The organism is Mesorhizobium sp. P2_F7 (assembly GCF_056403695.1).
The window spans coordinates 410,462-431,183 of sequence record NZ_JBFUFA010000001.1 but is presented as its reverse complement, the minus strand read 5'-3'; the positions used below and the strand labels follow the sequence as shown (position 1 = coordinate 431,183).

Annotated in this window: 18 protein-coding genes and 1 tRNA gene; 7 read left to right on the top strand and 12 right to left on the bottom strand. The window is 63.6% G+C overall.

The window, feature by feature from the left end:
* The first annotated feature begins 4 nt into the window (after nt 1-4).
* Genes AC1DZ8_RS01990 through AC1DZ8_RS01980 form a run of 3 tightly spaced genes read left to right on the top strand, consistent with a single transcriptional unit; the run spans nt 5 to nt 2,564 of the window.
* On the top strand, nt 5-889 hold the full coding sequence (locus tag AC1DZ8_RS01990) for an ABC transporter permease subunit (protein WP_454588178.1): 885 nt from the start codon (nt 5-7) through the stop codon (nt 887-889).
* Nucleotides 889-1,734 (top strand): ABC transporter ATP-binding protein, encoded by an 846-nt coding sequence (locus AC1DZ8_RS01985; RefSeq protein WP_477300441.1) that lies wholly within the window; start codon nt 889-891, stop codon nt 1,732-1,734. Before AC1DZ8_RS01990 ends, AC1DZ8_RS01985 begins: the two co-directional genes overlap by 1 nt.
* Nucleotides 1,734-2,564, top strand: coding sequence for a dipeptide ABC transporter ATP-binding protein (locus tag AC1DZ8_RS01980; protein ID WP_192249814.1), 831 nt, complete (start codon nt 1,734-1,736; stop codon nt 2,562-2,564). Before AC1DZ8_RS01985 ends, AC1DZ8_RS01980 begins: the two co-directional genes overlap by 1 nt.
* A 120-nt stretch (nt 2,565-2,684) precedes the next feature.
* Here the strand turns inward: AC1DZ8_RS01980 and AC1DZ8_RS01975 are convergent, their stop codons facing one another.
* From AC1DZ8_RS01975 to AC1DZ8_RS01955, 5 genes are all read right to left on the bottom strand, one after another.
* Nucleotides 2,685-4,481, bottom strand: coding sequence for an ABC transporter ATP-binding protein (locus tag AC1DZ8_RS01975; protein ID WP_477300444.1), 1,797 nt, complete (start codon nt 4,479-4,481; stop codon nt 2,685-2,687).
* Nucleotides 4,481-5,527 carry a glycosyltransferase family 2 protein gene (locus AC1DZ8_RS01970; RefSeq protein ID WP_477300446.1) on the bottom strand — a complete coding sequence of 349 codons (1,047 nt, stop codon included), beginning with the start codon at nt 5,525-5,527 and terminating at the stop codon, nt 4,481-4,483. The genes AC1DZ8_RS01975 and AC1DZ8_RS01970 overlap by 1 nt, the downstream gene beginning before the upstream one ends.
* Nucleotides 5,524-6,636 (bottom strand): glycosyltransferase family 2 protein, encoded by a 1,113-nt coding sequence (locus tag AC1DZ8_RS01965; protein WP_477300448.1) that lies wholly within the window; start codon nt 6,634-6,636, stop codon nt 5,524-5,526. Before AC1DZ8_RS01965 ends, AC1DZ8_RS01970 begins: the two co-directional genes overlap by 4 nt.
* Nucleotides 6,633-7,814, bottom strand: coding sequence for an acyltransferase family protein (locus AC1DZ8_RS01960; RefSeq protein ID WP_477300450.1), 1,182 nt, complete (start codon nt 7,812-7,814; stop codon nt 6,633-6,635). Before AC1DZ8_RS01960 ends, AC1DZ8_RS01965 begins: the two co-directional genes overlap by 4 nt.
* 588 nt (nt 7,815-8,402) lie before the next feature.
* Nucleotides 8,403-8,478 (bottom strand) — tRNA-Thr (locus tag AC1DZ8_RS01955).
* A 353-nt stretch (nt 8,479-8,831) separates the two neighbouring features.
* Between AC1DZ8_RS01955 and AC1DZ8_RS01950 the strand changes: the two genes are divergently transcribed.
* The gene (locus AC1DZ8_RS01950) at nt 8,832-10,055 is read left to right on the top strand and encodes a hypothetical protein (protein ID WP_477300452.1); all 1,224 of its coding nucleotides are present in this window, start codon (nt 8,832-8,834) and stop codon (nt 10,053-10,055) included.
* Between the two features lie 33 nt (nt 10,056-10,088).
* On the opposite strand, the gene AC1DZ8_RS01945 is transcribed toward AC1DZ8_RS01950, so the two are convergent.
* The 3 genes from AC1DZ8_RS01945 to AC1DZ8_RS01935 all read right to left on the bottom strand — a co-directional run bounded on the left by AC1DZ8_RS01945 (nt 10,089) and on the right by AC1DZ8_RS01935 (nt 13,793).
* A complete protein-coding gene (locus AC1DZ8_RS01945) occupies nt 10,089-10,907 on the bottom strand; it encodes an isocitrate lyase/PEP mutase family protein (protein WP_477300454.1) in 819 nt (272 codons plus the stop codon).
* Between the two features lie 41 nt (nt 10,908-10,948).
* Nucleotides 10,949-12,544: a cisplatin damage response ATP-dependent DNA ligase gene (locus AC1DZ8_RS01940; RefSeq protein WP_477400282.1), complete on the bottom strand. Its 1,596-nt coding sequence runs from the start codon at nt 12,542-12,544 to the stop codon at nt 10,949-10,951.
* A gap of 238 nt (nt 12,545-12,782) precedes the next feature.
* Entirely contained in the window at nt 12,783-13,793 is a 1,011-nt protein-coding gene (locus tag AC1DZ8_RS01935) for a ligase-associated DNA damage response exonuclease (protein ID WP_477300458.1), read from the bottom strand.
* 105 nt (nt 13,794-13,898) lie between these two features.
* On the opposite strand from AC1DZ8_RS01935, the gene AC1DZ8_RS01930 reads away from it, so the two are divergent.
* From AC1DZ8_RS01930 to AC1DZ8_RS01920, 3 genes are all read left to right on the top strand, one after another.
* The gene (locus AC1DZ8_RS01930; protein WP_477300460.1) at nt 13,899-14,828 is read left to right on the top strand and encodes a methyltransferase domain-containing protein; all 930 of its coding nucleotides are present in this window, start codon (nt 13,899-13,901) and stop codon (nt 14,826-14,828) included.
* Nucleotides 14,829-14,936: 108 nt separating this feature from the next.
* Complete coding sequence (locus tag AC1DZ8_RS01925) at nt 14,937-15,296, top strand: hypothetical protein (RefSeq protein WP_477300462.1); 360 nt, start codon at nt 14,937-14,939, stop codon at nt 15,294-15,296.
* Between the two features lie 57 nt (nt 15,297-15,353).
* The gene (locus AC1DZ8_RS01920; RefSeq protein WP_477300464.1) at nt 15,354-15,881 is read left to right on the top strand and encodes a P-loop NTPase family protein; all 528 of its coding nucleotides are present in this window, start codon (nt 15,354-15,356) and stop codon (nt 15,879-15,881) included.
* Nucleotides 15,882-15,890: 9 nt separating this feature from the next.
* On the opposite strand, the gene AC1DZ8_RS01915 is transcribed toward AC1DZ8_RS01920, so the two are convergent.
* From AC1DZ8_RS01915 to AC1DZ8_RS01900, 4 genes are read right to left on the bottom strand one after another with little or no spacing between them, the layout of a single operon-like run.
* Nucleotides 15,891-16,832, bottom strand: a complete 942-nt coding sequence (locus AC1DZ8_RS01915; RefSeq protein WP_477300466.1) for a 2-hydroxyacid dehydrogenase — start codon at nt 16,830-16,832, stop codon at nt 15,891-15,893.
* Nucleotides 16,833-16,851: 19 nt separating this feature from the next.
* Complete coding sequence (locus AC1DZ8_RS01910) at nt 16,852-18,480, bottom strand: ABC transporter ATP-binding protein (RefSeq protein ID WP_477300468.1); 1,629 nt, start codon at nt 18,478-18,480, stop codon at nt 16,852-16,854.
* Nucleotides 18,477-19,616, bottom strand: a complete 1,140-nt coding sequence (locus tag AC1DZ8_RS01905; RefSeq protein ID WP_477300470.1) for an ABC transporter permease — start codon at nt 19,614-19,616, stop codon at nt 18,477-18,479. The genes AC1DZ8_RS01910 and AC1DZ8_RS01905 overlap by 4 nt, the downstream gene beginning before the upstream one ends.
* Nucleotides 19,616-20,713, bottom strand: a complete 1,098-nt coding sequence (locus AC1DZ8_RS01900) for a microcin C ABC transporter permease YejB (RefSeq protein ID WP_477400281.1) — start codon at nt 20,711-20,713, stop codon at nt 19,616-19,618. The genes AC1DZ8_RS01905 and AC1DZ8_RS01900 overlap by 1 nt, the downstream gene beginning before the upstream one ends.
* Nucleotides 20,714-20,722: the final 9 nt, after the last annotated feature.

Sequence of the window (20,722 nt, the reverse complement as noted above, 5' to 3'; positions counted from 1 at the left end):
CCCGATGGCCGCCGGCAATCCTGATCGCCTGACCGGCTTCAGGACTTTCTGGCACTATTTCTCGGTGAACCGCGGCGCCGTCATCGGCCTGTTCGTCTTCATCCTGCTGGTGCTGGCAGCGCTGTTTGCGCCGCTGCTGGCGCCCTATGCGCCCGACATCCAGGACAAGACCGCTTTCTTGCGGCCGCCGGCATGGCAGGCGGGCGGCAGCGCCGAATATCTGCTCGGCACCGACGCGGTCGGCCGCGACATGCTCTCGCGCCTGCTCTATGGCGCGCGTTTCTCGCTGCTGATCGGCGCCGTCGTCGTCACGCTGGCACTTACCGGCGGCATCATGCTCGGCCTGCTGGCCGGCTATTTCCGTGGCTGGGTCGACGTGGCGATCATGCGCGTCATGGATTTGATCCTGTCCTTCCCGTCGCTGCTTTTGGCGCTGGTTCTGGTCACCATCCTCGGCCCCGGCCTGTTCAACGCCATGCTGGCCATTGCCCTTGTCCTGCAGCCGCATTTCGCGCGCCTGGTGCGCGCCGCGGTCATGGCCGAAAAGAGCCGTGAATATGTGGTCGCCGCCAAGGTCGCCGGCGCGGGACATATTCGGCTGATGCTGCGCACCATCCTGCCCAACTGCCTGGCGCCACTGATCGTCCAGGGCACGCTGTCCTTCTCCAACGCCATCCTCGAGGCGGCCGCTCTCGGCTTCCTCGGCCTTGGCGCCCAGCCGCCGACGCCGGAATGGGGAACCATGCTCGCCTCGGCGCGTGAATTCATCCTGCGCGCCTGGTGGGTGGTGACCTTCCCCGGCCTCGCCATCCTCATCACCGTTCTGGCCATCAACCTGGTTGGCGACGGCCTGCGCGATGCGCTCGATCCGAAGCTGAGGAGGTCGTGATGGCGCTGCTCAACATCCGCAATCTCGTCGTCGAGTTCCAGACCGCATCCGGCCCGTTCCGCGCGGTCGACGGCGTCTCGCTGCATGTCAACGAACGTGAGGTGCTGGCCATCGTCGGCGAATCCGGCTCCGGCAAATCGGTGTCGATGCTGGCGGTGATGGGCCTGTTGCCGTGGACCGCGACGGTCACTGCCGACGAGATGAGCTTCAACGGCCGCGACCTGCTGAAGCTGAGTTCGGCCGAGCGGCGCAAGATCGTCGGCAAGGACATGTCGATGATCTTCCAGGAGCCGATGGCCAGCCTCAATCCCTGCTTCACGGTTGGCTTCCAGATCGAGGAAGTGCTGCGCTTCCATATGGGCATGGACAAGGCCCAGCGCCGCGAGCGCGCCATCGAGCTTTTGACGCAGGTCGGCATTGCCGAGCCGGCCGAACGGCTGAACTCGTTTCCGCACCAGATGTCGGGCGGCCAGTGCCAGCGCGTCATGATCGCCATTGCCATCGCCTGCAATCCGAAGCTTCTGATCGCCGACGAGCCGACGACCGCGCTCGACGTCACCATCCAGAAGCAGATCCTCGACCTCCTGGTCTCGCTGCAGGTCAAATACGGCATGGGCCTGATCATGATCACCCACAATATGGGCGTCGTGGCCGAGACCGCCGACCGCGTCATCGTCCAGTACAAGGGCCGCAAAATGGAAGAGGCCGACGTGCTGTCGCTGTTTGAATCGCCGAAGAGCAATTACACCCGAGCGCTGTTGTCGGCGCTGCCGGACAACGCCGTCGGCGACCGCCTGCCGACCGTCTCCGACATGTTGTTCGAACCGGCCGCCGGAGTCGCCTGATGAGCATCAAGGTCGTCGAAGGCAAGAACATCAAGCGCGACTATCACGTCGGCGGCGGCCTGTTCCGTGGCGCGCGCACCGTGCATGCGGTCAAGGGCGTTTCGTTCAGTGTCGACAAGGGCAAGACGCTGGCCATCGTCGGTGAGAGCGGCTGCGGCAAGTCCACGCTGGCCCGCATCATCACGCTGATCGATCCGGCGACGTCCGGCGAACTGTTCATCGACGGCAACAAGGTCGACATCGCCAGGAACGGCCTGACCAAGGAGATGCGCCGCAAGGTGCAGATCGTCTTCCAGAACCCTTATGGCTCGCTCAATCCGCGCCAGAAGATCGGCGATGTTCTGGGCGAACCGCTGCTCATCAACACCGACAAGCCGGCCGAAGAGCGGCGCGACCTCGCCATGAAGATGCTGAAGAAGGTCGGCCTCGGAACCGAGCACTACAATCGCTACCCGCATATGTTCTCGGGCGGCCAGCGCCAGCGCATCGCCATCGCTCGCGCGCTGATGCTGAACCCGAGCCTTTTGGTGCTCGACGAGCCGGTCTCCGCGCTCGATCTGTCGGTGCAGGCGCAAGTGCTCAATCTGCTCGCCGACCTGCAGGACGAGTTTCAGCTGACCTATGTCTTCATCAGCCACGATCTGTCGGTCGTGCGCTACATCGCCGACGACGTGATGGTGATGTATTTCGGCGAAGCCGTCGAATACGGCTCGCGCGAGGAGGTCTTCGCCGACCCCAAGCACAACTACACCAGGACCCTGTTCGCTGCGACTCCGCGCGCCGACGTCGCCTCGATCAAGGCCAGGCTGGCGAAGAAAAAGGCTGCCTGACCTCCCTGGCACTTGCTGTGCACAATCGGGAATGCGTCGCGGCGATGGTTTGCCGGCAGGATTGATCGCAATCCGCGAGCTGCTGGGCGCAAGCCGCGTCGCAGATACGGGTGCGCCCCATCACTCACCCGCTCCGTGTTGGTAAAGCTCGTCCATGCTGAGCTTTGCCAGCGTTGCGAAGGGGGCCTGTTTCTTCACCCGGCCACGGCTCAGGATCACCACGTCGTCGCAGAACGAGATGGTGCTGTGGTGATGGCTGATGACGATGGTGGTGCGGCGGCCGGCCCGCGACTTCAGCGTCTCGACAATGGCGGCTTCCGACAACCCGTCCACCGCACTGGTGGCTTCGTCGAGAATGAGAATATCGGGATCGCGGACCAGCGCCCGCGCCAGGGCGATCCTTTGCCTTTGTCCGGCTGACAGGTTGACGCCCCGGTATCCGACAAGTGTCGCGTAACCCCGCGGCAGGTGCTCGATGAATTCATGTGCCTCGGCAAGCCTTGCGGCGCGCATGGCGTCGCTGGCCGACGCCGTGTCGTGGCCGTAGACAATGTTTTCAAGAATGGTGCCGTCGACCAATTCCAGCTCCTGGCTGGCCAGGGCAATGTTCCGCAGCCACTGCCTTGGGTCGATTTCACCGAGCGGTGCGCCATCGACGAGGATCCTGCCGCTGTCGGGTTTGACGAAGCGGCACAGGAGATTGACGATTGTCGTCTTGCCGGCGCCCGAGCGGCCGATCAGCGCCGTCGAGCGGCCGCTGCGGATGTCGAACACCGCCTGATGCAGCACCGCCTCGCGCGCGTCGGGGCCGGACAGGGCACCGGAATAGGCGAAGCTCACATCATCGAAGCTGATCCCCTGGCGCAAGCCGTCGAACGGCAGGCTGCCCGCCGGCGCCTCGGGCTTGTCGGAAGGATCGAGCAGCCATTGCACCTCCTCCAGCGAGCCGCTCATGCCTTGCAGCTGACTCCACGACATCTGCAAGGCGCGCATATGAGGCTGCAGCCGGTAGAGCAGGATGAGGAAGGCGACGGTCAGCGGGAAGCTTACATTCGCCAGCCAGGCTCCAATCACCACCGCCAGGAACAGCATCGCGTGCAACACCTCGGTCAGCGGCGGCAAGACGCCCTGGCGGATTGAAAGCACGAAAGCCGCCCGCCGCACCCCGTCGGACGCTTTGGCGAAAACCGCCTTTTCGTGGTTCTCCTGCCCGAAAATGCGGATCAGGCGCCCGGCATGCACCAGATGCAGCATCTGCGACGCGAGCGCGCTGTTGCGCGAGACGACGCTGCGGCTCGGCGCCTTCAGATTGGACGACAAAATCCCGTGCGCCAGCTGGACTAGCGCCAGCCCCAGCGTCACCAGCAGCGTCATCTGCCAGGACAGGAGCAGGAGGAAGGCGAGCAGGATGACGGCGGCCGAGGCACTGACGATCGCGCCGAGCAGGGCCTGGATAGCGTCGGACGCTCGCCAGGATTCATTGGAGATGATGTTGAGCAGCCGTCCGGGGCTTTGCTGCAGGAAGAAGGGGTAGCCGACCCTGAGCAACTGCTCCGACAGTGCGCTGCGGATCGAATAGCCTGCCTTGCCGTAGATGAAGCTGGTCAGCAGCGTGTTGGCGAAGGCAAAGACATTCTTCAGCACGATCGAACCAAGGATCGCGGCGGAAATGGCAATCAGCCGCTCGCGCTCGCCGAGCTCCGCTCCAACCTGCTGGAGGAGGGCGGAGAAACCGGCCATGCCTGATGTTTCGCCACGCCCCATGATGATGCCGAGCAGCGGAATGATGAGGCCGATGCCGAGGCCTTCCAGCGCGGCGCCTGCAAGCCCGAGCCCGACTACGACGGGAACGAGCCGCAACAGCCTGCCACCAAGCGCGCGGCGCAGCATTGGCAGGGCTGACGGAACAAGTGACATTATCGCGCTCTGGCCTCCGCATTGGCTTCGCCGGCTTGCCGGTCCTGGCGCAGCGGCAACCGTTTTGGCCATCCCATCATGACGAGCAGCGCAAATCTGGCGGCACCTGCCAGGTTCATGACGACAATAGGCCAGTGCGACAGATCGAGGTCGCGGTCGAAGCGAGGACGGCCCGCCAGTTCCTTGAACGCGGCCCGCGCGGACCAATAAACATGGCGAAGCAGCCAAGGGGCGCGGCGGACATGCTTCAGGCACAGCGCACCGTTACCGAGGCTATAGTCGCGGTGCAGCCTGTCGATCGATTTGCGGTCTCGCCGGCCGTGATGATGCAAGACCGTCATGTCGGGCACATACTCGACCGGCATGCCGAGCAGCATCGCCCGCACGAGATAATCCGTATCCTCAGCCGAGCGTAGCGGGCCGCCTGCGCCGAAGCGTTCGTCGAACGGCCCGATGCGGGCCGCGACGTCGCGGTGCATGGTCATGTTGCAGCCGAGTACGAAGCCGCCCGGGTGGACCGCAGGGGTCAGCCGCTCGCGCGCCTCGCAGCGCTTGATGGTGAAGGGCAGGTCGCGGGCATCACCGAGCTCGACGCGGCCGCCGCGGATCAGCCACGTCTCGCCGCTTCGATAGTGCCGCTCGAGATCGCGGAGATAATCGCGATCGAGCTTGCAGTCATCGTCGATGAAGACCAGCACGCGGCCTCGCGCTCGCGCCAATCCGGCATTGCGGGCAGAGGCCAGTCCGGGACGGGGCTCCGAGACGGCTGTGACCGGGATGTCTGACGTTTCGGCGATACCGGCCAGCCGCGTTGACGTGCCGTCCCGTGAACCATTGTCGACCACCACCAACTCAGCCGCGAAGGCGGCGTGGGCTCGGCATGCAGCCTGGATCGACGCTATGCAGGCCTCCAGCACGGCGGCGCGGTCGCGCGTGCAGACGATGAAGCTGACCTCGAACGACGGCCGTTCCGATCGGGGAGTTGTCGGGACAGGCGCACTCTCAAACGGGTGATCGCGCAGGAGCGGGTGGGGCCTGTCGGTCATACCAGTCCTCGCTGATAACGCGCAAGCACCGCTTCGGCCGGCGTGGTTTTGAAGAAGTACGCTACAGCGTCCGCTCGCTTTCCGGCCGCTATCGAGGCCAGGCTGAGCCAGGGCGCCCAGACGCCGGGACGCAGCGCATATTGTTCGCGGCGCCGGATGAAGTTCCATCTCGCTGTCCGCGTGAGCAATTCGTGCGTCAGCGGCGGTTCTTTTTCGTCGCTGACGAGCTGGTAGAGGAAATAGAACAGGTTCAGCGCGCCGGCCTCGAAGCTTGGCCGTGTGTCGGGCGGCAGCGCGGAAATCCGCTCCTCCAGCGCACGGATGAAATCGGCTGCGCGCGCAACCGTGTCGAAAGAGACGGCTTCGCCGATGTCGCGCAGATCAGCAGTGGCTTCAGCGAGCCCCTCACGCACGAGATTTTCGGCCACGATCCGCAAATGCGTCCTGCGCATTTCCTTGCCATACCGCATGGTCACGCTTCCAGCATGGATGCGATAGACGAGCAGGTTATCGGGCGACAGGGTCGCCGGGAAACGTCGAGCAAGCCGCCTGAAGAGATCGAAATCCTCGGCGTGCCTGTATTCGGGATCGTAATAGAGATCGTCGTTCCCTATGACCTTCCGGTTGTAGACCACCGTCGGATGCATGAATATCGTAAAGAACATCGACAATATGTCGAGCCGGCCGAGCCGAAACACCGGGTCGAGCCTGCCCTTGGCGATACGGCCGTGAAGCAAGGTATCGACGCAGGCGCCGCAGAAGCCGAGCTCGGGCCGCTGCTCGAACAGTGCCACCTGGCGTGAGAGGCGCCAGGGATAGGCGACATCGTCCGCATCCATTCGCGCAACCAGCTCGCCCTGGGCCAGTCGCAGCCCTTCATTGAGGGTGGCGACGAGGCCGCGGTTTTCACGTGAGATGACAGAGACGCGATTCTCGGTCCGGCGGAATCGTTCGAGGATATCGAGTGAATTGTCGGTCGACCCGTCATCGATAGCGATGACCTCCAGGCGATCGTAGTCTTGCCGCAGTATGCTCCCCAGCGCAGCGGCGAGATAAGGCCCGGCATTATAGACCGGCAGCAGGACGGAGACGAGCGGCGCGGCGGTCATCTCTGCGCATCCGTTGGCTGGAGATCGAGCGCGGCGCGGCCGTCGGGGAATCCGCCCGGATAGGCATCCGCCGCCCTGCCGAGCCAGCCGGCATCGCCGGCGCGTGCCTGGGAGCGGCCGCGCGCAACATAGGGAAAGCGGCGCTTGAGGCCGTTGAGCGGCTTTTCGAAAACCGTCCACGAGATCGAAGCGACGGCGATCGTGGCGACGCTCGCGACCAGGAACCGCCCTGGCCCCTGCTCCGAGACATTGAGCGGAATCCACGGCTGTGACTTGACGGCGAGCGACAGAAGGATGGGATGATAGAGATAGACGCCGTAGCTGATGCGACCCAGCGACAGCAGTGGCGGCAGTTCGAAAACCCTGCCGAGCGCGCCGCCAAGGCCGGCTGAGCAGGCGGCCACAACGGCCATCAGCGGCACCAGGGGCAGGATCTGCAGCAGCGCCCAGCGGGCCCATTCCAGCATGGGGTCGGCCGGCGCCGGGACAAGCCACTCAATCGCCAGGAAGATGGCCGCGAGGGCTGGCCAGCCTAGCCGCATCCATTGCGGCAGGCCAACGCCTCTGGTCCGCCGGCAGGCGAGCAAAGCGCCCAACGCCAGCGCATCCATCGATGCCGGCGGCAGCAGGTCGCGCGCCAGCGCCGGGGTAGCGGTGATCGGCCAGTAGAAGCGATAGGCCAGCGACAACACGATGACACCGATAGTGATCGCTTCCACGCGCCGGCGCGGTGCAAGAAGCACGACCAGCGGCCAGGCGATGTAGAACTGCTCCTCGATGCTCAGGCTCCAGAAATGGCAGAGCAGCCAGGGCGTCCATTCGTTGCGCAGCGCGTACCAGAAATTCGACAGGTAAAGCGCATGCCAGACGAGCGATCCGCTGGACTGCTCCAGATCGGTCAGCCAGACGAACCCGAGCACGGCGAAATAGGGCGGGAATATGCGCAGCGCGCGCCTGATATAGAAGGATCTCAATGCAGGGCCGGCTTCGAATTCGGCCGCGGCGCGGGCTTCGAGCAGCAGTCGGGTAATCAGGAAGCCRCTCAGCACGAAGAACAGCCGCACGCCGATATGGCCCCAAAAGGAGGACCCGTTGGGTGCCAGGAAATGAGAATAGAGAACCATCGTGACAGCGATGGCGCGAAGCGCGTCCAGCTGATTGTCGCGCGCGACCGCCATCAGCCATTTCCGCCGGTCTGATAGGTCAACTTGGCGGACTCCTCCACGGCGCACGTCCCGGTACTGAATCCCCCCAGGAAATGGTGTAGCCGGGCAATGGTGCGGTGCAACACAAAATATCTACCGAACTGTAATATTTATGTGAGCGAATGCTAAAAAATGGATACGATACGCAAATGCGCTGTGTCGTTGGCGGCCTTTCTCGCACCGTGCCATCGAAAGAGTAGTATAGCATCAAAAAGTCTTGATTTAGTTGCGTGTATAGGATCTTGTTTTCTGGATGTTTTTTGTAGAATAGCAAAACAATGCACGATATATATTTAGCAATTGAGGTTTGTATCGCCGAATAGTCGGAAAAATCGAAACTGTCGATTTTGCGCAATGCAGCATAATCGATAGCCAAGCGTCTGACGACGCAATCCTTCCCGATGGCGCGACAATCCCGGTGCGGGAGCTGACAACCGGAGATATCCGCACGTGTGGCGGCGGCCATATGGCGCATGTCGACGCAGACAGGAAGGCGTTTGCGCAGGGAGTGACGTGTCTTGGCTTGCGGCGTCCGTCGCTCGCTTGCGTCGGGTAGAGAACTGGTGCCGCTTAGGTGACTCGAACACCTGACCCCATCATTACGAATGATGTGCTCTACCAACTGAGCTAAAGCGGCCCGGGAAGCGCGGGGCTTCCAAGATCGGCTGGGTGATAGACTCAACCGGCCGCTAATTCAAGATGGGCAACCGCGATTTCAAGGCGGTATCCGGCAATTCGTCCCGGCATACCCGTTGGCGCGGGACCGAGCCACGTCTCGTTTTCGTCTTTCGATCTCGCCGGGACGTGTCGGCGGTCTGCGGGTAAACTGCCCGGGGAGACGGTGAAAGAAGCTGATTTTATTGTCAAAAACCCTGGAAATTGGCTTTCAACGCCTCGCCAAGGCAGAATGCAGCCGCTCGCCCGTTGATTGATTGGTCGCCTGCGGCTAACGATCATGGCAATGTGAGCGAACGGACAGGGGAAATTCGCTTGGACGCGATCGAAAAAGCGATCCGCAACGCCTTCGAGAAAGGCAATGCCGAGGACCGGGCGTTTCGCGAGAGGGTCTACCGCTCGGCCTTCGCCGCGCTCGACCGTGTCCTTCAGGCCAATCCCGGCGTGACGGTGGAAGCCGCCATAAAGCGCCGCAAGGCGGTGCAGGAGAAGATCGCCGAGATCGAATCCGAATTCCTGCCGGCGGTGCCGGATGTCACCGTGCCGACGCAAGACGCCGCGCAGACGCAAGACGCCGGGCAGACGCAAGGCGCTGCGCAGACGCAAGATGCCGTACAGGCGCCAGGCGCCACAGAAGCGCCAGCAATCGATGCCCCGACAGGCGTCGCAGCCGGGCCATCGCCGGCGATCTTCGTTGACGGGCCGGTGCAGCCTGACGCATCCGATGCGCCGCGCTCGCGCGTCCTGCCGGTCGTCCCCGACATCATGCCCGACGCCGCGCTGCCGGGCGCCCCGGCGATCGATATGGCCGATTCCACGCCGACCGAGGCCGCGACGGAAGTGGCGCCCGACCGCGACGAAAGGCGGATAAGGGGCCGCCGCCTGCCGCTGACGGCCATCTTCTTCGGCGTCACATTGCTCGCCGCCGCCGGCATCGGCCTCTATTTCGCCGTCCAGACCGGTGTCTTCAAGACGCAGGCGCAGCTCGACACGGCCCCGCCGGAGGCGCCGCCGACGGTCGACGATGACGATTTCACGCCGCCCGCCGATGCGCCGCAGCAGCCTGGCGCGCCGCAACAGCCTGGCGCCGCCGAGCAGGCGCGTGACTGGATCAACGTCTTTACGCCCACCGATCCGACGCATGTCGCGACGCCCTCCGACGCCAAGGCCGATGTCGTACAGGACGATACCGGGTCCTTCCTGCGCATCCGCTCCGGCGCTTCCGGCTCGGCCATCAGCTTCGATGTCGGCCAGGGCGTGCTGGAGAAACTCGCCGGCAAGCATGCCGTGTTCGACATCGTCGCCCGGGCCGAGGACGGCAAGGATACGCAGATCTCCGTCGACTGCAATTTCGGCGATCTCGGCGATTGCGGCCGCAAGCGCTATGCCGTCGGCCAGCAGCGCAACGAATATCTGTTCGACGTGAAGTTCCCCGACAAGCCCCCGGGCGCGGCCGGCAGCATCGCCATCAATTCCGACTTCGACAAGCAGGGCAAGGCAGTCGACATCTACGAGATCCGCGTCTCGATCGAACCGTAGGACCCGGCAGCCTGACCGGCTGGACACGGCGAACTAGATCACCGCTTTCGGGCTGCGCAGGATGCTCCAGGACGGGGCGGAGTCCAACGCAGTGAAATCACCGGCCGAAATCTCCTGGCAGATGGCCATCAGTGCTCCGCCAGCAGCGCGGGCAAGCGATCCGCCGACGCTGATCCGCTGCACGCCCGCTCGCGCAATCTGGTCGAAGGTCAATCCGGAGACACCCTGGCCGATCACATGATTGACGGGAGCGTTCACGGAGCTGCAAAGCTTTTGGAGGGACGCCAGGTCCGGCACGCCAGGCGCATAAAGGACCTCAGCGCCGAGCCTCTCGAAGACCCTAAGGCGGCGAACGGCTTCTTCGAGATCATAGGCGCCTTTGCCGAGGCCGTCGGCGCGGGCGGTCAGGACGATGTTGTGTTTTCGCGCGGCCTCAGCGGCGGCAGCCACCCGCGCGACCGCGTCGTCAAAATCGCGTATCGGCACAGCGGAATTCGGCTTCCGATCCTCTATGGACAGCCCCGCCAATCCTGCCTCAGCGGCGAGCCGAACGGTTTCGGCGACACCCTCGGGCGCGTCTTCGTACCCGTCCTCCAGATCGGCGGTAACCGGAACATCGGTCGAAGCCGCGATCTCGGCGGCATAGGCCAGGCTCTCCTCGCGGCTGACGTCCAGCGCTCCGTCTTTCCTGCCTTTCGAGAACGCGTACCCCGACGATGTCGTCGCCAGCGCCTTGAAGCCCAGGCCCGCCATCATCCGCGCGCCGGCTATGTCCCACGGATTGGGGATCACGAAGCAGCCGGATGTGTGAAGAGCACGAAACCGTTCAACCTTGTCGGACCGGGAAATCATGTGCGCGCCTGCCTGGAATGGAAGTTTCGAGTTTCGCCCTATCAATCGAGCAGCGCCTGCAGCGTCTCGATGCGGTCGGCTTCGGCGGTCGGCTTGTCCCAGCGCAGCCGCGAAATGCGCGGAAATCGCATGGCGACGCCGGATTTGTGCCGGGTCGAGCGGTTGAGACCTTCGAAAGCCACCTCCAGCACCAGCCCCTGCTTGCGGTCGGCGCGCACCGAGCGCACGGGGCCAAAGCGCTCGACCGTGTTGTCGCGGACAAATTTGTCGATCTGCTTCAGTTCCTCGTCGGTGAAGCCGAAATAGGCCTTGCCGACCGGCACCAGCTCTTCCGAGCCCTCTGGCCCCGACCAGACGCCGAACGTATAGTCGGAGTAGAAGCTGGAGCGCTTGCCATGGCCGCGCTGTGCATACATCAGCACCGCGTCGACCGTGTGCRGATCGCGCTTCCATTTGAACCACGGTCCCTTTGGTCGCCCCGCGAGATAGGGCGAATCCCAGCGCTTCAGCATCACGCCTTCGATGATCGGGTGTGGCGGCGTGCGGCGCAGTTCCTCCAGCGTTTGCCAATCTGAAAATTCGACGAATGGCGAAAGATCGAAACGGCGGGGTTCGAGCGTTGTGACGAAGGTCTCAAGCCGCTTCCGCCGCTCGCGAAAGGGCAGAGCGCGCAAATCCTCGCCGTCGATCTGCAGCGCATCGTAGCAGCGCATGAAGGCCGGGTATTGCTGCTGTATCTTCGGCGTCACGCTCTTGCGGTTGAGCCGCTGTTGCAGGTCCGAAAACGTACCGGCCGCCTGGGGCTCGCCGACCAGCAATTCGCCGTCCAGCGCGGCAGAAAAATTCATGGCTTCGGCAAGATCCGGAAAGGCGCCGGACACGTCGTCGCCGGTGCGCGAATAGAGCCGGCGCACGCCGCCCTCGCACACCGCCTGGACGCGGATGCCATCCCATTTCCATTCCGCCGCATAGTCGGCCGGATCGAGCTTTTCGAGGTCTCCGTCACCGACCGGGTTCGACAGCATCACCGGACTGAACAGCGCCAGCGCCGTGCGCTGCGGTTTTTCGGCCTTGCCTTCCAGCCAGGCGAACAGCGCGGTGTAAGGCGGTGTCAGCCCATGCCACAGCTCCTCGATATCGGTGACATCGACCTTGCCGAAATCGGCCAGCGCCTGTTTAGCCAGTCGCGCCGAAACGCCGATGCGCAAGCCGCCGGTGACCAGCTTGATGATGGCGAAGCGGGCCGAGATGCCGGCGCTGTCGAGCAGACCGGCCAGCACTTTCGGGCCGTCGGAACGGCTTGCCGCCTGCAGTTTGGTCACGACATCGCCAAGCGTCGGCTCCCGGTTGGGGATATGCCCTGATGCTTGCGGCCAGACCAGTGAGACGGTTTCGGCGAGGTCGCCGACATAGTCGTAGGAATAGCCGAACAGCACAGGGTCCATGCGCTCGGTGACCAGCGTGCGCAGCATCGCCGGCTTGACCGCCGCGATGTTGAGATCACCGGTGATCGCCGCCAGCGCCAGGCCGCGATCGGGGTCCTCGACGCTGCGGAAATAATCGACAAGCAGCGTCAGCTTGCCATTGCGCGACGGCGTCAGCACCAGCCGGTCGAGGAGTTCAGCGAAGCGGTTCATGGGTGCGTGCGCCACGCCAATGGCGAAAACCGGCGCGCGGCACCCCCCTCTGTCCTACCGGACATCTCCCCCTCAAGGGGGGAGATTAGCAGCTTTGCGCGGCATACCCTTCCTTCAACTTTGATAATTGGCGAAAGCCGAGCGAACAGTTGATCTCCCCCCTTGAGGGGGAGATGGCCGGCAGGCCAGAGGGGGGTGCCGTAGAGCGCGGCGGTGGCAATTGGCGAACTTTGTTGCATCAATCGCCCTCGTCCTCATAGCCGACCAGATGCAGCGGCCGCGCGGCGATGCCTTCCAGCTCGCACCAGCGCACCAGCGCTTCCTCGCGGCCATGGGTAACCCAGATTTCGCCGGCGCCGGTCTCCTTGATGGTGGCGGTCAGCTCATCCCAGTCGGCGTGGTCGGAAATGATCAGCGGCAGTTCGACGCCGCCTTGCTTGGCGCGCTGGCGGATGCGCATCCAGCCCGAGGCAAAGCAGGAGATCGGGTCGGGAAATCGCCGCGCCCAGCGGTCGGCGAAGGCCGATGGCGGACCGACGACGATGGCCCCAGTGAAATCCTGCTTGCCACCGCTCTCGACGGTTGCCGGCTCGAGCTGCCCGAGGTCGATGCCCTGGCTCTGATAGTAGTCGCTGAGTTTGGCCAGCGCGCCGTGGATGTAGATCGGCCTGTCATAGCCGCCATCGCGCAGCAGCCGCATCACCCGCTGCGCCTTGCCCAGCGCATAGGCGCCGACCAGATGCGAGCGCTCGGGAAACTGCGCCGCCGATTTCAGGAGACGAGCGATCTCTTCCGTATCGGGCGGATGGCGAAACACCGGCAGGCCGAAGGTTGCCTCGGTGATGAAGACGTCGCATTTCACGGGCTCGAAGGGTGCGCAGGTCGCATCCCTGCGTCGCTTGTAGTCGCCGGAGGCGACGATGCGCCTGCCCTTGTGCTCGACCGCGATCTGCGCCGAGCCCAGCACATGGCCGGCCGGATGGAAGGTGACGGTGACCTCGTTCAGCGCGATCGGCTCGCCGAGTGCAGCCGCTTGGCGGGTCCCGGCAAAGTCCTCGCCATAGCGCAGCCCCATAATATCGAGCGTCTGCTGCGTGGCCAGCACCGAGCGGTGACCGGAGCGGGCGTGGTCGGAATGGCCATGCGTGATCAGCGCGCGGTTGACCGGCCGCACCGGGTCGATGAAGAAATCGCCCGGCGGGCAATAAAGGCCTTCCGGCCGGGAATGAAGCAGGTCGCTGGCGCGCATGGTTCCAAGATAGGCACAAAATCCGGCGCGGGAAGCCTGTTGCAAGAGACTGCTGACTCGTCCTACAGCCAGCCACCGGCCGCATCAGCCGGCGGACCAATCGCCATGCAAACGCTGAAAACCTCGTCCGGCGACCTGACCGCCGACCGCCGCGCCGACTATGCCGAGATGCTTTTCGGCTCGGGCGACCCTGCGGCGGCAGCGGAATTGCTGCTCGGCGCGCTGGAGCTGGCGCCGCAATGGGCGGCGGGCTGGTTCCGCCTCGGCGAGATGCAGGAGACACGGGAGCAGCTCGACCTGGCGGCGCAGGCGTGGGCGATGGCGCTGAAACTCGACCCGGCGGATCGCCTCGGCGCTGCGCTGAAACTGCAGCTGATCGGCAAGGCGCCTGCTGCCGCGGCGCCACCCAGCGCTTTCGTCGAAACGCTTTTCGACCATTATGCCGAAACTTTCGAGGGTTCACTGGTCGACAAGCTCGGCTACCGGCTGCCGGAGTTTCTCGATCGCGCCATTCGCGCGGCATGGCCCGGCCGCTTTTCGCTCGCCCTCGACCTCGGCTGCGGCACTGGCCTGATGGGCGAGAGGTTGCGGCCGCTGGCCGACCGGCTCGAGGGCTACGACATCTCCGCCGCCATGCTGAAGAAGGCTCGAGCCAAAGGTGTCTACGACCTGCTCGCCAAGGCGGACCTGCAGCATTTTGCCTATGGCGGCTCGAAGGCCGGTCTGGTGGTGGCCGCCGATGTGTTCATCTACGTCGGCGCACTCGATCGTGTGGTGAAGGCCGTCGCCGGCATTCTGGCCGGCAATGGCCTGTTTGCCTTTTCCGTTGAGACGCTGGCCGAAGGCGAGGCGACCGGCGAAGCCGGCTTCGCGCTGAGGCCATCGCGCCGCTATGCCCATTCTCAAGCCTATGTCGAGCGGGTGCTTGCTGCCGGCGGCATGTCGGTCCTGTCCATACAGCCGACCGTCATCCGCTGGGATCGCCGCCAGCCGGTCGATGGGCTGGCCGTGCTGGCGACGCTGTCGTCCGGCTGATGTCTCGTCCTGTTCGAAAACGTGACTGGGATTTTTGCGGCTGGCGCGGCATCAGATAGGACATCCGTCGAGAAAGGGTTCGCTCGGCTTGCCATTGAGGAGGAACAGATGCGCTGGAACATGATGGTCTTGGCGTCTTGCCTGGCGATGGCCGGCTGCATGGGCAGTTCGATGTCCGAACGGCAGGATCAGGACGTGCAATCGTCACTGCAATATGACAGCGTGCCTTGCGATCAATTGCTGGCGCAGCGCAACGGGCTGGCGCAGCAATATCATCTGTCGACGGATGCAAAACCGAGCTTCTCCAATCCGGCCATGGGCTTCGGTCCGTTCACGCCGGATATGCGCTCCAAAAACAAGCGCGACACCGACCTGGCAAGCGGCAAGATCGACGCCATGAACCGCTCGATAGAACGTCGCGACTGCGGCAAGCCCAACAAGCAGAAGAAGTTCGCCCTCCCCAGTTAAGATCCCAAGCCGTTACCGGTCGAGAATAGCAGGTCAAGCTACCAAGGGCACGATCGGATGGATCTCTCGGAGCTGGGTGACCGCATTTGTATCCTCGGGCCGTCCAACAGCGGCAAGTCGACCCTTGCCGACGCCATTGGCCGCAAGCGCAATCTTGAGGTGGTTCACCTCGATCTGCTTTTCCATCTGCCGAACACGGATTGGGAGCAGCGCCCCAGGACCGAATTCATCGCTCTGCATGACGCGGCCATCGCCGGCGAACGCTGGGTGATGGACGGAAATTATTCGATCGGCATGCCGCAACGCCTTCAGCGCGCGACGGGCCTGATCCTGCTGGATATCTCCACGCCGGCCAGTCTGTTGCGTTATTTCAGGCGGACGCTGTTCGAGAAAGAGCGGCGCGGCGGCCTGGAAGGTGGTCGCGACAGCATCAAATGGGACATGATTCACCACATTGCCGTGACCACGCCGAGAAATCGCGAACGATACCGGGCAATGTTCGCAGAACTCGATCTGCCAAAGCTGCAGCTGTCGTCGCTGCGGGCAATCAAAAGGTGTTTCCGGGAATGGGACCTGACACCATAGAATGCCGGATCAATATCCCGCCTTGCGATCAACCAGATTGTCCAGCTTTTCGCCGCGCTCGAAAGCATCCATCTGGCGCAGCATGATCGGCGCCAGGTGAACGGGGTCCGAGGTTGCCGCCGCATGCGGCGTCACGAACACTTTTGGATGGCCCCAGAGCGGGCTGGTCTTGGGCAGCGGCTCGACTTCGAACACGTCGAGGCTCGCCTCCTTCAGCGTGCCGTCGTCCAGCGCGCGCAAAATGTCGGCATCCTTCTGCAGCCGGCCGCGCCCGGCATTGATCAGCACCGAGCCGCCGAGGCCGTTGCGCTTGCGCAATTCCTTCAAGACGCCGTGGTTGATGATGCCTTGCGTGTCCGGCGTCAGCGGCAACAGCACCACCAGTATGTCGGTGGCGTTGAGGAACGGGATCAGCCCGGCCTCGCCGGCATAGGTCGAAACGCCTTTCATGGGCCGGTCGTTGCGCGACCAGCCATTGACGGTAAAACCGAGCGACAAAAGCACTGATGCCGCAGCGCGGCCGAGATTACCGAGCCCCATAATGCCGACCGAAATGTCGCCGGCCGGTCGCTGCGGCGGTTCGTGCCAGGTCTTCTTCGGCTGCTGCGCGCGGTAGAGCATGCCCTGGCGGTGATGGTCGAGCACACGCCAGACGACGTATTCGGTCATGTATTGGGTGAGATTGTCGGCGACCACCTTGACGATCGGCACATCGGGCAGGCCGGGATCGGCGAAGATGTGGTCGACACCGGCGCCGATCGAAAAGATGGCGCGCAGATTGGGCAGCGACTTGAGCAAGTTCGGCTTCTGCTTCCACACCACTGCATAGGTGATCGACGGGTCCGAGGCGCCGTCCGGCTCCAGCACCACTTCGCGCTCCGCCGACAGCAGCTCGCGCCAGCGCTGCGGATGAAAGCCGGTGACGGCAAGCAGGATTTTGCCTTTTTCCATTTGTGAATTGTATTCCCTGTTACTCGCTGACGATACCGACCGGCGCCGTCTCGATCCTGAACGCGGCCGAGATCAGCGCCTTGGTATAATCGGTCTGCGGCCGCTCGAAAATCTGCTCGGACGGGCCGGCTTCGACGATCCTGCCATTGCGCATGACGATGACGTCGTTGGCAAGGGCGCGAATGACTTTCAGATCGTGGCTGATGAACAGATAGGCAAGGTCGTGCTTGGCCTGCAGGTTGCGCAGCAGGTCGACCACTTGCGCCTGCACGCTCATGTCGAGCGCCGAGGTCGGCTCGTCCAGCATCACGAAGCGCGGATTGAGCACCATGGCGCGTGCAATGGCGACACGCTGGCGCTGGCCGCCGGAGAATTCGTGGGGATAGCGGTTGCGGGTGGCGGGATCGAGCCCGACCTCCTTCAGCACGTCGACGACCTTGTCGTCGCGCTGGTCGGGCGACAGTTTTGGCTCGTGGATTTTCAACCCTTCCTCGATGATCTCGGATACCGACATGCGCGGGCTGAGCGAGCCGAACGGATCCTGGAAGACGATCTGCAACTCGCGCCGCAGCGGCCGCATGGCGTTGAACGACAACTGGTTGATGTCGCTGCCGTTGAACTGGATGGTGCCGGTCGACGAGATCATCCGCGCCAGCGCCAGGCCGAGCGTGGTCTTGCCGGAGCCGGATTCGCCGACCACGCCGAGCGTCTGGCCGGCACGAACGGTGACGTCGATGCCGTCCACTGCCTTCACATTGTCGACGGTGGTGCGGAAGAAGCCCTTCTTGATCGGGAACCAGACCTTGATGTCCTTGCCGGTCATGACAGGCTTGGCGGCGGCGTTGGCGGCCGGCGGCTTGCCTTTCGGCTCGGCGGCCAGCAGGTGCTTGGTATAGGCATGCTGCGGGTTGGCGAAGATCTCCTTGGTCGGCCCGGTCTCGACGATCTTGCCCTTGGTCATCACGCAGACCCGGTCGGCGATCTTTCGCACGATGCCGAGGTCATGGGTGATGAACAGCATCGACATGCCCTTGCGGCTCTTCAGCCCCGCCAGCAATTCGAGGATCTGCGCCTGCACGGTGACGTCGAGCGCGGTCGTCGGCTCGTCGGCGATCAACAGCTCGGGTTCGTTGGCCAGCGCCATGGCGATCATGACGCGCTGGCGCTGGCCGCCGGACAGCTGGTGCGGGTAGGCGTCGAGGCGCTTTTCCGGCTCGCGTATGCCGACCTCCTTGAGCAGGGCCAGCGTGCGCGCCTTGGCCTGGCGGTCGCCCATGCCCTGGTGCAGCGCCAGGATCTCGACAATCTGCTGCTCGATCGTGTGCAGCGGATTGAGCGAGGTCATCGGCTCCTGGAAGATCATGGTGATCTTGTTGCCGCGCACGCTGCGCAACTGCTTTTCGTTCATCGCCAGCAGGTCGGCGCCCTGGAACAGGATCCTGCCCGAGGGATGGCTGGCCGTCGGATAGGGCAACAGCTTCAGCACCGACAGCGCCGACACCGACTTGCCCGAGCCGGATTCGCCGACCAGCGCCACGGTCTCGCCCTTGGCGAGGTCGAAGGAGATGTGGTCGACGGCAATCGACTGGTTGCCGCCTTGCGTGAAGGCGACGCTGAGGTCGCGGACCGAGAGCAGGGGCTCGCTCATCGGAACGCCTTGCGTGGATCGAAGGCGTCGCGCGTCGCCTCGCCGATGAACACCAGCAGCGACAGCATCAGCGAGATGACGACGAAGCCCGATATGCCAAGCCAAGGGGCATTGAGGTTACTTTGCGCCTGTTTGAGCAGTTCGCCCAGCGACGCGGTGCCCGGCGGCAGGCCGAAGCCGAGGTAGTCGAGTGAGGTCAGCGTCGAGATCGAGGCACTGACCAGGAAAGGCATGAAGGTCAGCGTCGCCACCATGGCGTTGGGCAGAAGATGGCGCAGCATGATGGTGCGGTTGGACACGCCAAGCGCGCGGGCCGCATTCACATATTCGAAGTTGCGGGCGCGCAGGAATTCGGCCCGGACCACGCTGACCAGCGACGTCCAGGAAAACAGCAGCATCAGCCCGAGCAAGATGAAGAAGCCCGGCGGCAGGATGGCGGCGACGATGAGCAGCAGATAGAGCACGGGGATTGCCGACCAGATTTCGATGAAGCGCTGGAACAGAAGGTCGGTCCAGCCTCCGAAATAGCCTTGCAGCGCGCCGGCTGCGACGCCGATCACCGACGAGCCAGCGGTCAGGATCAACCCGAACAGCACGGAAATCCTGAACCCGTAGATGATGCGCGCCAGCACGTCGCGTGCCTGGTCGTCGGTGCCCAGCCAGTTCCAGTTGCCGACAATGCAGTCAGGATCGGCAGCGCCCTGCGGATACTGGCTGCATCGCTTCTGCGCGTCATATTCCCACGACGGTTTTGCCGGAGCGGCGTCGGGGATCGCATTGTTGACGGTGCGGTAGGAATAGCGGATCGGCGGCCAGATCATCCAGCCATTGGCATTGATCTCGTCGCGGATGACCGGGTCGCGATAATCGGTGACAGCGTAGAACCCTCCGAACTTCTCTTCGGGGTAGGCGACCGCCACAGGAAACAGGATCTCACCCTTGTAGTAGGCGACGATCGGCCTGTCGTTGGCGATCAGTTCGGAAAACAGCGACAGCACGAACAGAGCGAGGAATATCCACAACGACCAGTAGCCGCGCCTGTTGGCCTTGAAGTTCTTCCAGCGCCGCTGGTTGAGCGGCGACAACCAGGGTCGCGCGATCCTTGTCGGTGTCGCTTCGGCTGCAGCCTGCGCCATCAGACGTCTCTCCGCTCGAAATCGATGCGCGGATCGACCCAGGTGTAGATCAGGTCGGAAAGCAGCGTCACGAACAGGCCAAGCAGCGAAATTATGTAGAGATTGGCAAAGACCACCGGATAGTCGCGCGCCAATACCGATTTGAAGCCGAGCAGGCCGAGGCCATCGAGGGAAAAAATGTTCTCGATCAAAAGCGAGCCGGTGAAGAAGGCCGAGATGAAGGCGCTGGGAAAGCCGGCAATGACGATCAGCATGGCGTTGCGAAAGACGTGGCCGTAGAGCACCCGTCGCTCGGACAGGCCCTTGGCGCGGGCGGTCACCACATACTGCTTGCGGATCTCCTCCAGGAAGGAGTTCTTGGTCAGCAACGTCGTCGTGGCAAAGGCCGACAGCACCAGCGCCGTCAGCGGCAAGGTCATGTGCCAGAAGTAGTCGATGATTTTATCCGGCCACGAGAGCTGGTCCCAATTATCTGACACGATGCCGCGCAATGGAAACCAGTCCCAGAACGAGCCGCCGGCAAAAAGCACCATTAGCATTATGCCGAACAAGAAAGCCGGTATGGCATAGCCGACGATGATCACGCCGCTGGTCCAGACGTCGAAGGCGGAGCCGTCCTTGACCGCCTTGCGAATGCCGAGTGGGATCGAGATCAGATAGGAGAGGATCGTGATCCACAACCCGAGCGAGATCGATACCGGCATCTTTTCCAGGATCAGGTTGAGCACCGAAATGTCACGGAAATAGCTGTCGCCGAAGTCGAAGCGGGCATAGTTCCACAACATCATGCCGAAGCGTTCAAGCGGCGGCTTGTCGAAGCCGAATTGCTTTTCCAGCTTCTTGATGAATTCCGGATCGAGCCCTTGCGCGCCGCGGTACTTCGACCCGACATCGCCGGCGACATCGAAATTGCCGCCGCCGCCCGCATCGCCGCCGCCGCTGCCGAGGCGGTCGCTGCCACCCTGGTTGGTCAGGCTGGCGATGACCTGCTCGACCGGCCCGCCCGGCGCAAATTGGGTTACGACGAAAGCAACTGCCATGATGCCGAACAGCGTCGGGATCATTAGCAGGATGCGTCGCAGTATGTAGGCCCCCATCAGGCCGCC

Coding starts and splice junctions, on each gene's coding strand:
- AC1DZ8_RS01990 (WP_454588178.1), top strand. CDS start 5: ATGGCCGCCGGCAATCCTGATCGCCTGACCGGCTTCAGGACTTTCTGG.
- AC1DZ8_RS01985 (WP_477300441.1), top strand. CDS start 889: ATGGCGCTGCTCAACATCCGCAATCTCGTCGTCGAGTTCCAGACCGCA.
- AC1DZ8_RS01980 (WP_192249814.1), top strand. CDS start 1,734: ATGAGCATCAAGGTCGTCGAAGGCAAGAACATCAAGCGCGACTATCAC.
- AC1DZ8_RS01975 (WP_477300444.1), bottom strand. CDS start 4,481: ATGTCACTTGTTCCGTCAGCCCTGCCAATGCTGCGCCGCGCGCTTGGT.
- AC1DZ8_RS01970 (WP_477300446.1), bottom strand. CDS start 5,527: ATGACCGACAGGCCCCACCCGCTCCTGCGCGATCACCCGTTTGAGAGT.
- AC1DZ8_RS01965 (WP_477300448.1), bottom strand. CDS start 6,636: ATGACCGCCGCGCCGCTCGTCTCCGTCCTGCTGCCGGTCTATAATGCC.
- AC1DZ8_RS01945 (WP_477300454.1), bottom strand. CDS start 10,907: ATGATTTCCCGGTCCGACAAGGTTGAACGGTTTCGTGCTCTTCACACA.
- AC1DZ8_RS01935 (WP_477300458.1), bottom strand. CDS start 13,793: ATGCGCGCCAGCGACCTGCTTCATTCCCGGCCGGAAGGCCTTTATTGC.
- AC1DZ8_RS01930 (WP_477300460.1), top strand. CDS start 13,899: ATGCAAACGCTGAAAACCTCGTCCGGCGACCTGACCGCCGACCGCCGC.
- AC1DZ8_RS01925 (WP_477300462.1), top strand. CDS start 14,937: ATGCGCTGGAACATGATGGTCTTGGCGTCTTGCCTGGCGATGGCCGGC.
- AC1DZ8_RS01920 (WP_477300464.1), top strand. CDS start 15,354: ATGGATCTCTCGGAGCTGGGTGACCGCATTTGTATCCTCGGGCCGTCC.
- AC1DZ8_RS01915 (WP_477300466.1), bottom strand. CDS start 16,832: ATGGAAAAAGGCAAAATCCTGCTTGCCGTCACCGGCTTTCATCCGCAG.
- AC1DZ8_RS01910 (WP_477300468.1), bottom strand. CDS start 18,480: ATGAGCGAGCCCCTGCTCTCGGTCCGCGACCTCAGCGTCGCCTTCACG.
- AC1DZ8_RS01905 (WP_477300470.1), bottom strand. CDS start 19,616: ATGGCGCAGGCTGCAGCCGAAGCGACACCGACAAGGATCGCGCGACCC.
- AC1DZ8_RS01900 (WP_477400281.1), bottom strand. CDS start 20,713: ATGGGGGCCTACATACTGCGACGCATCCTGCTAATGATCCCGACGCTG.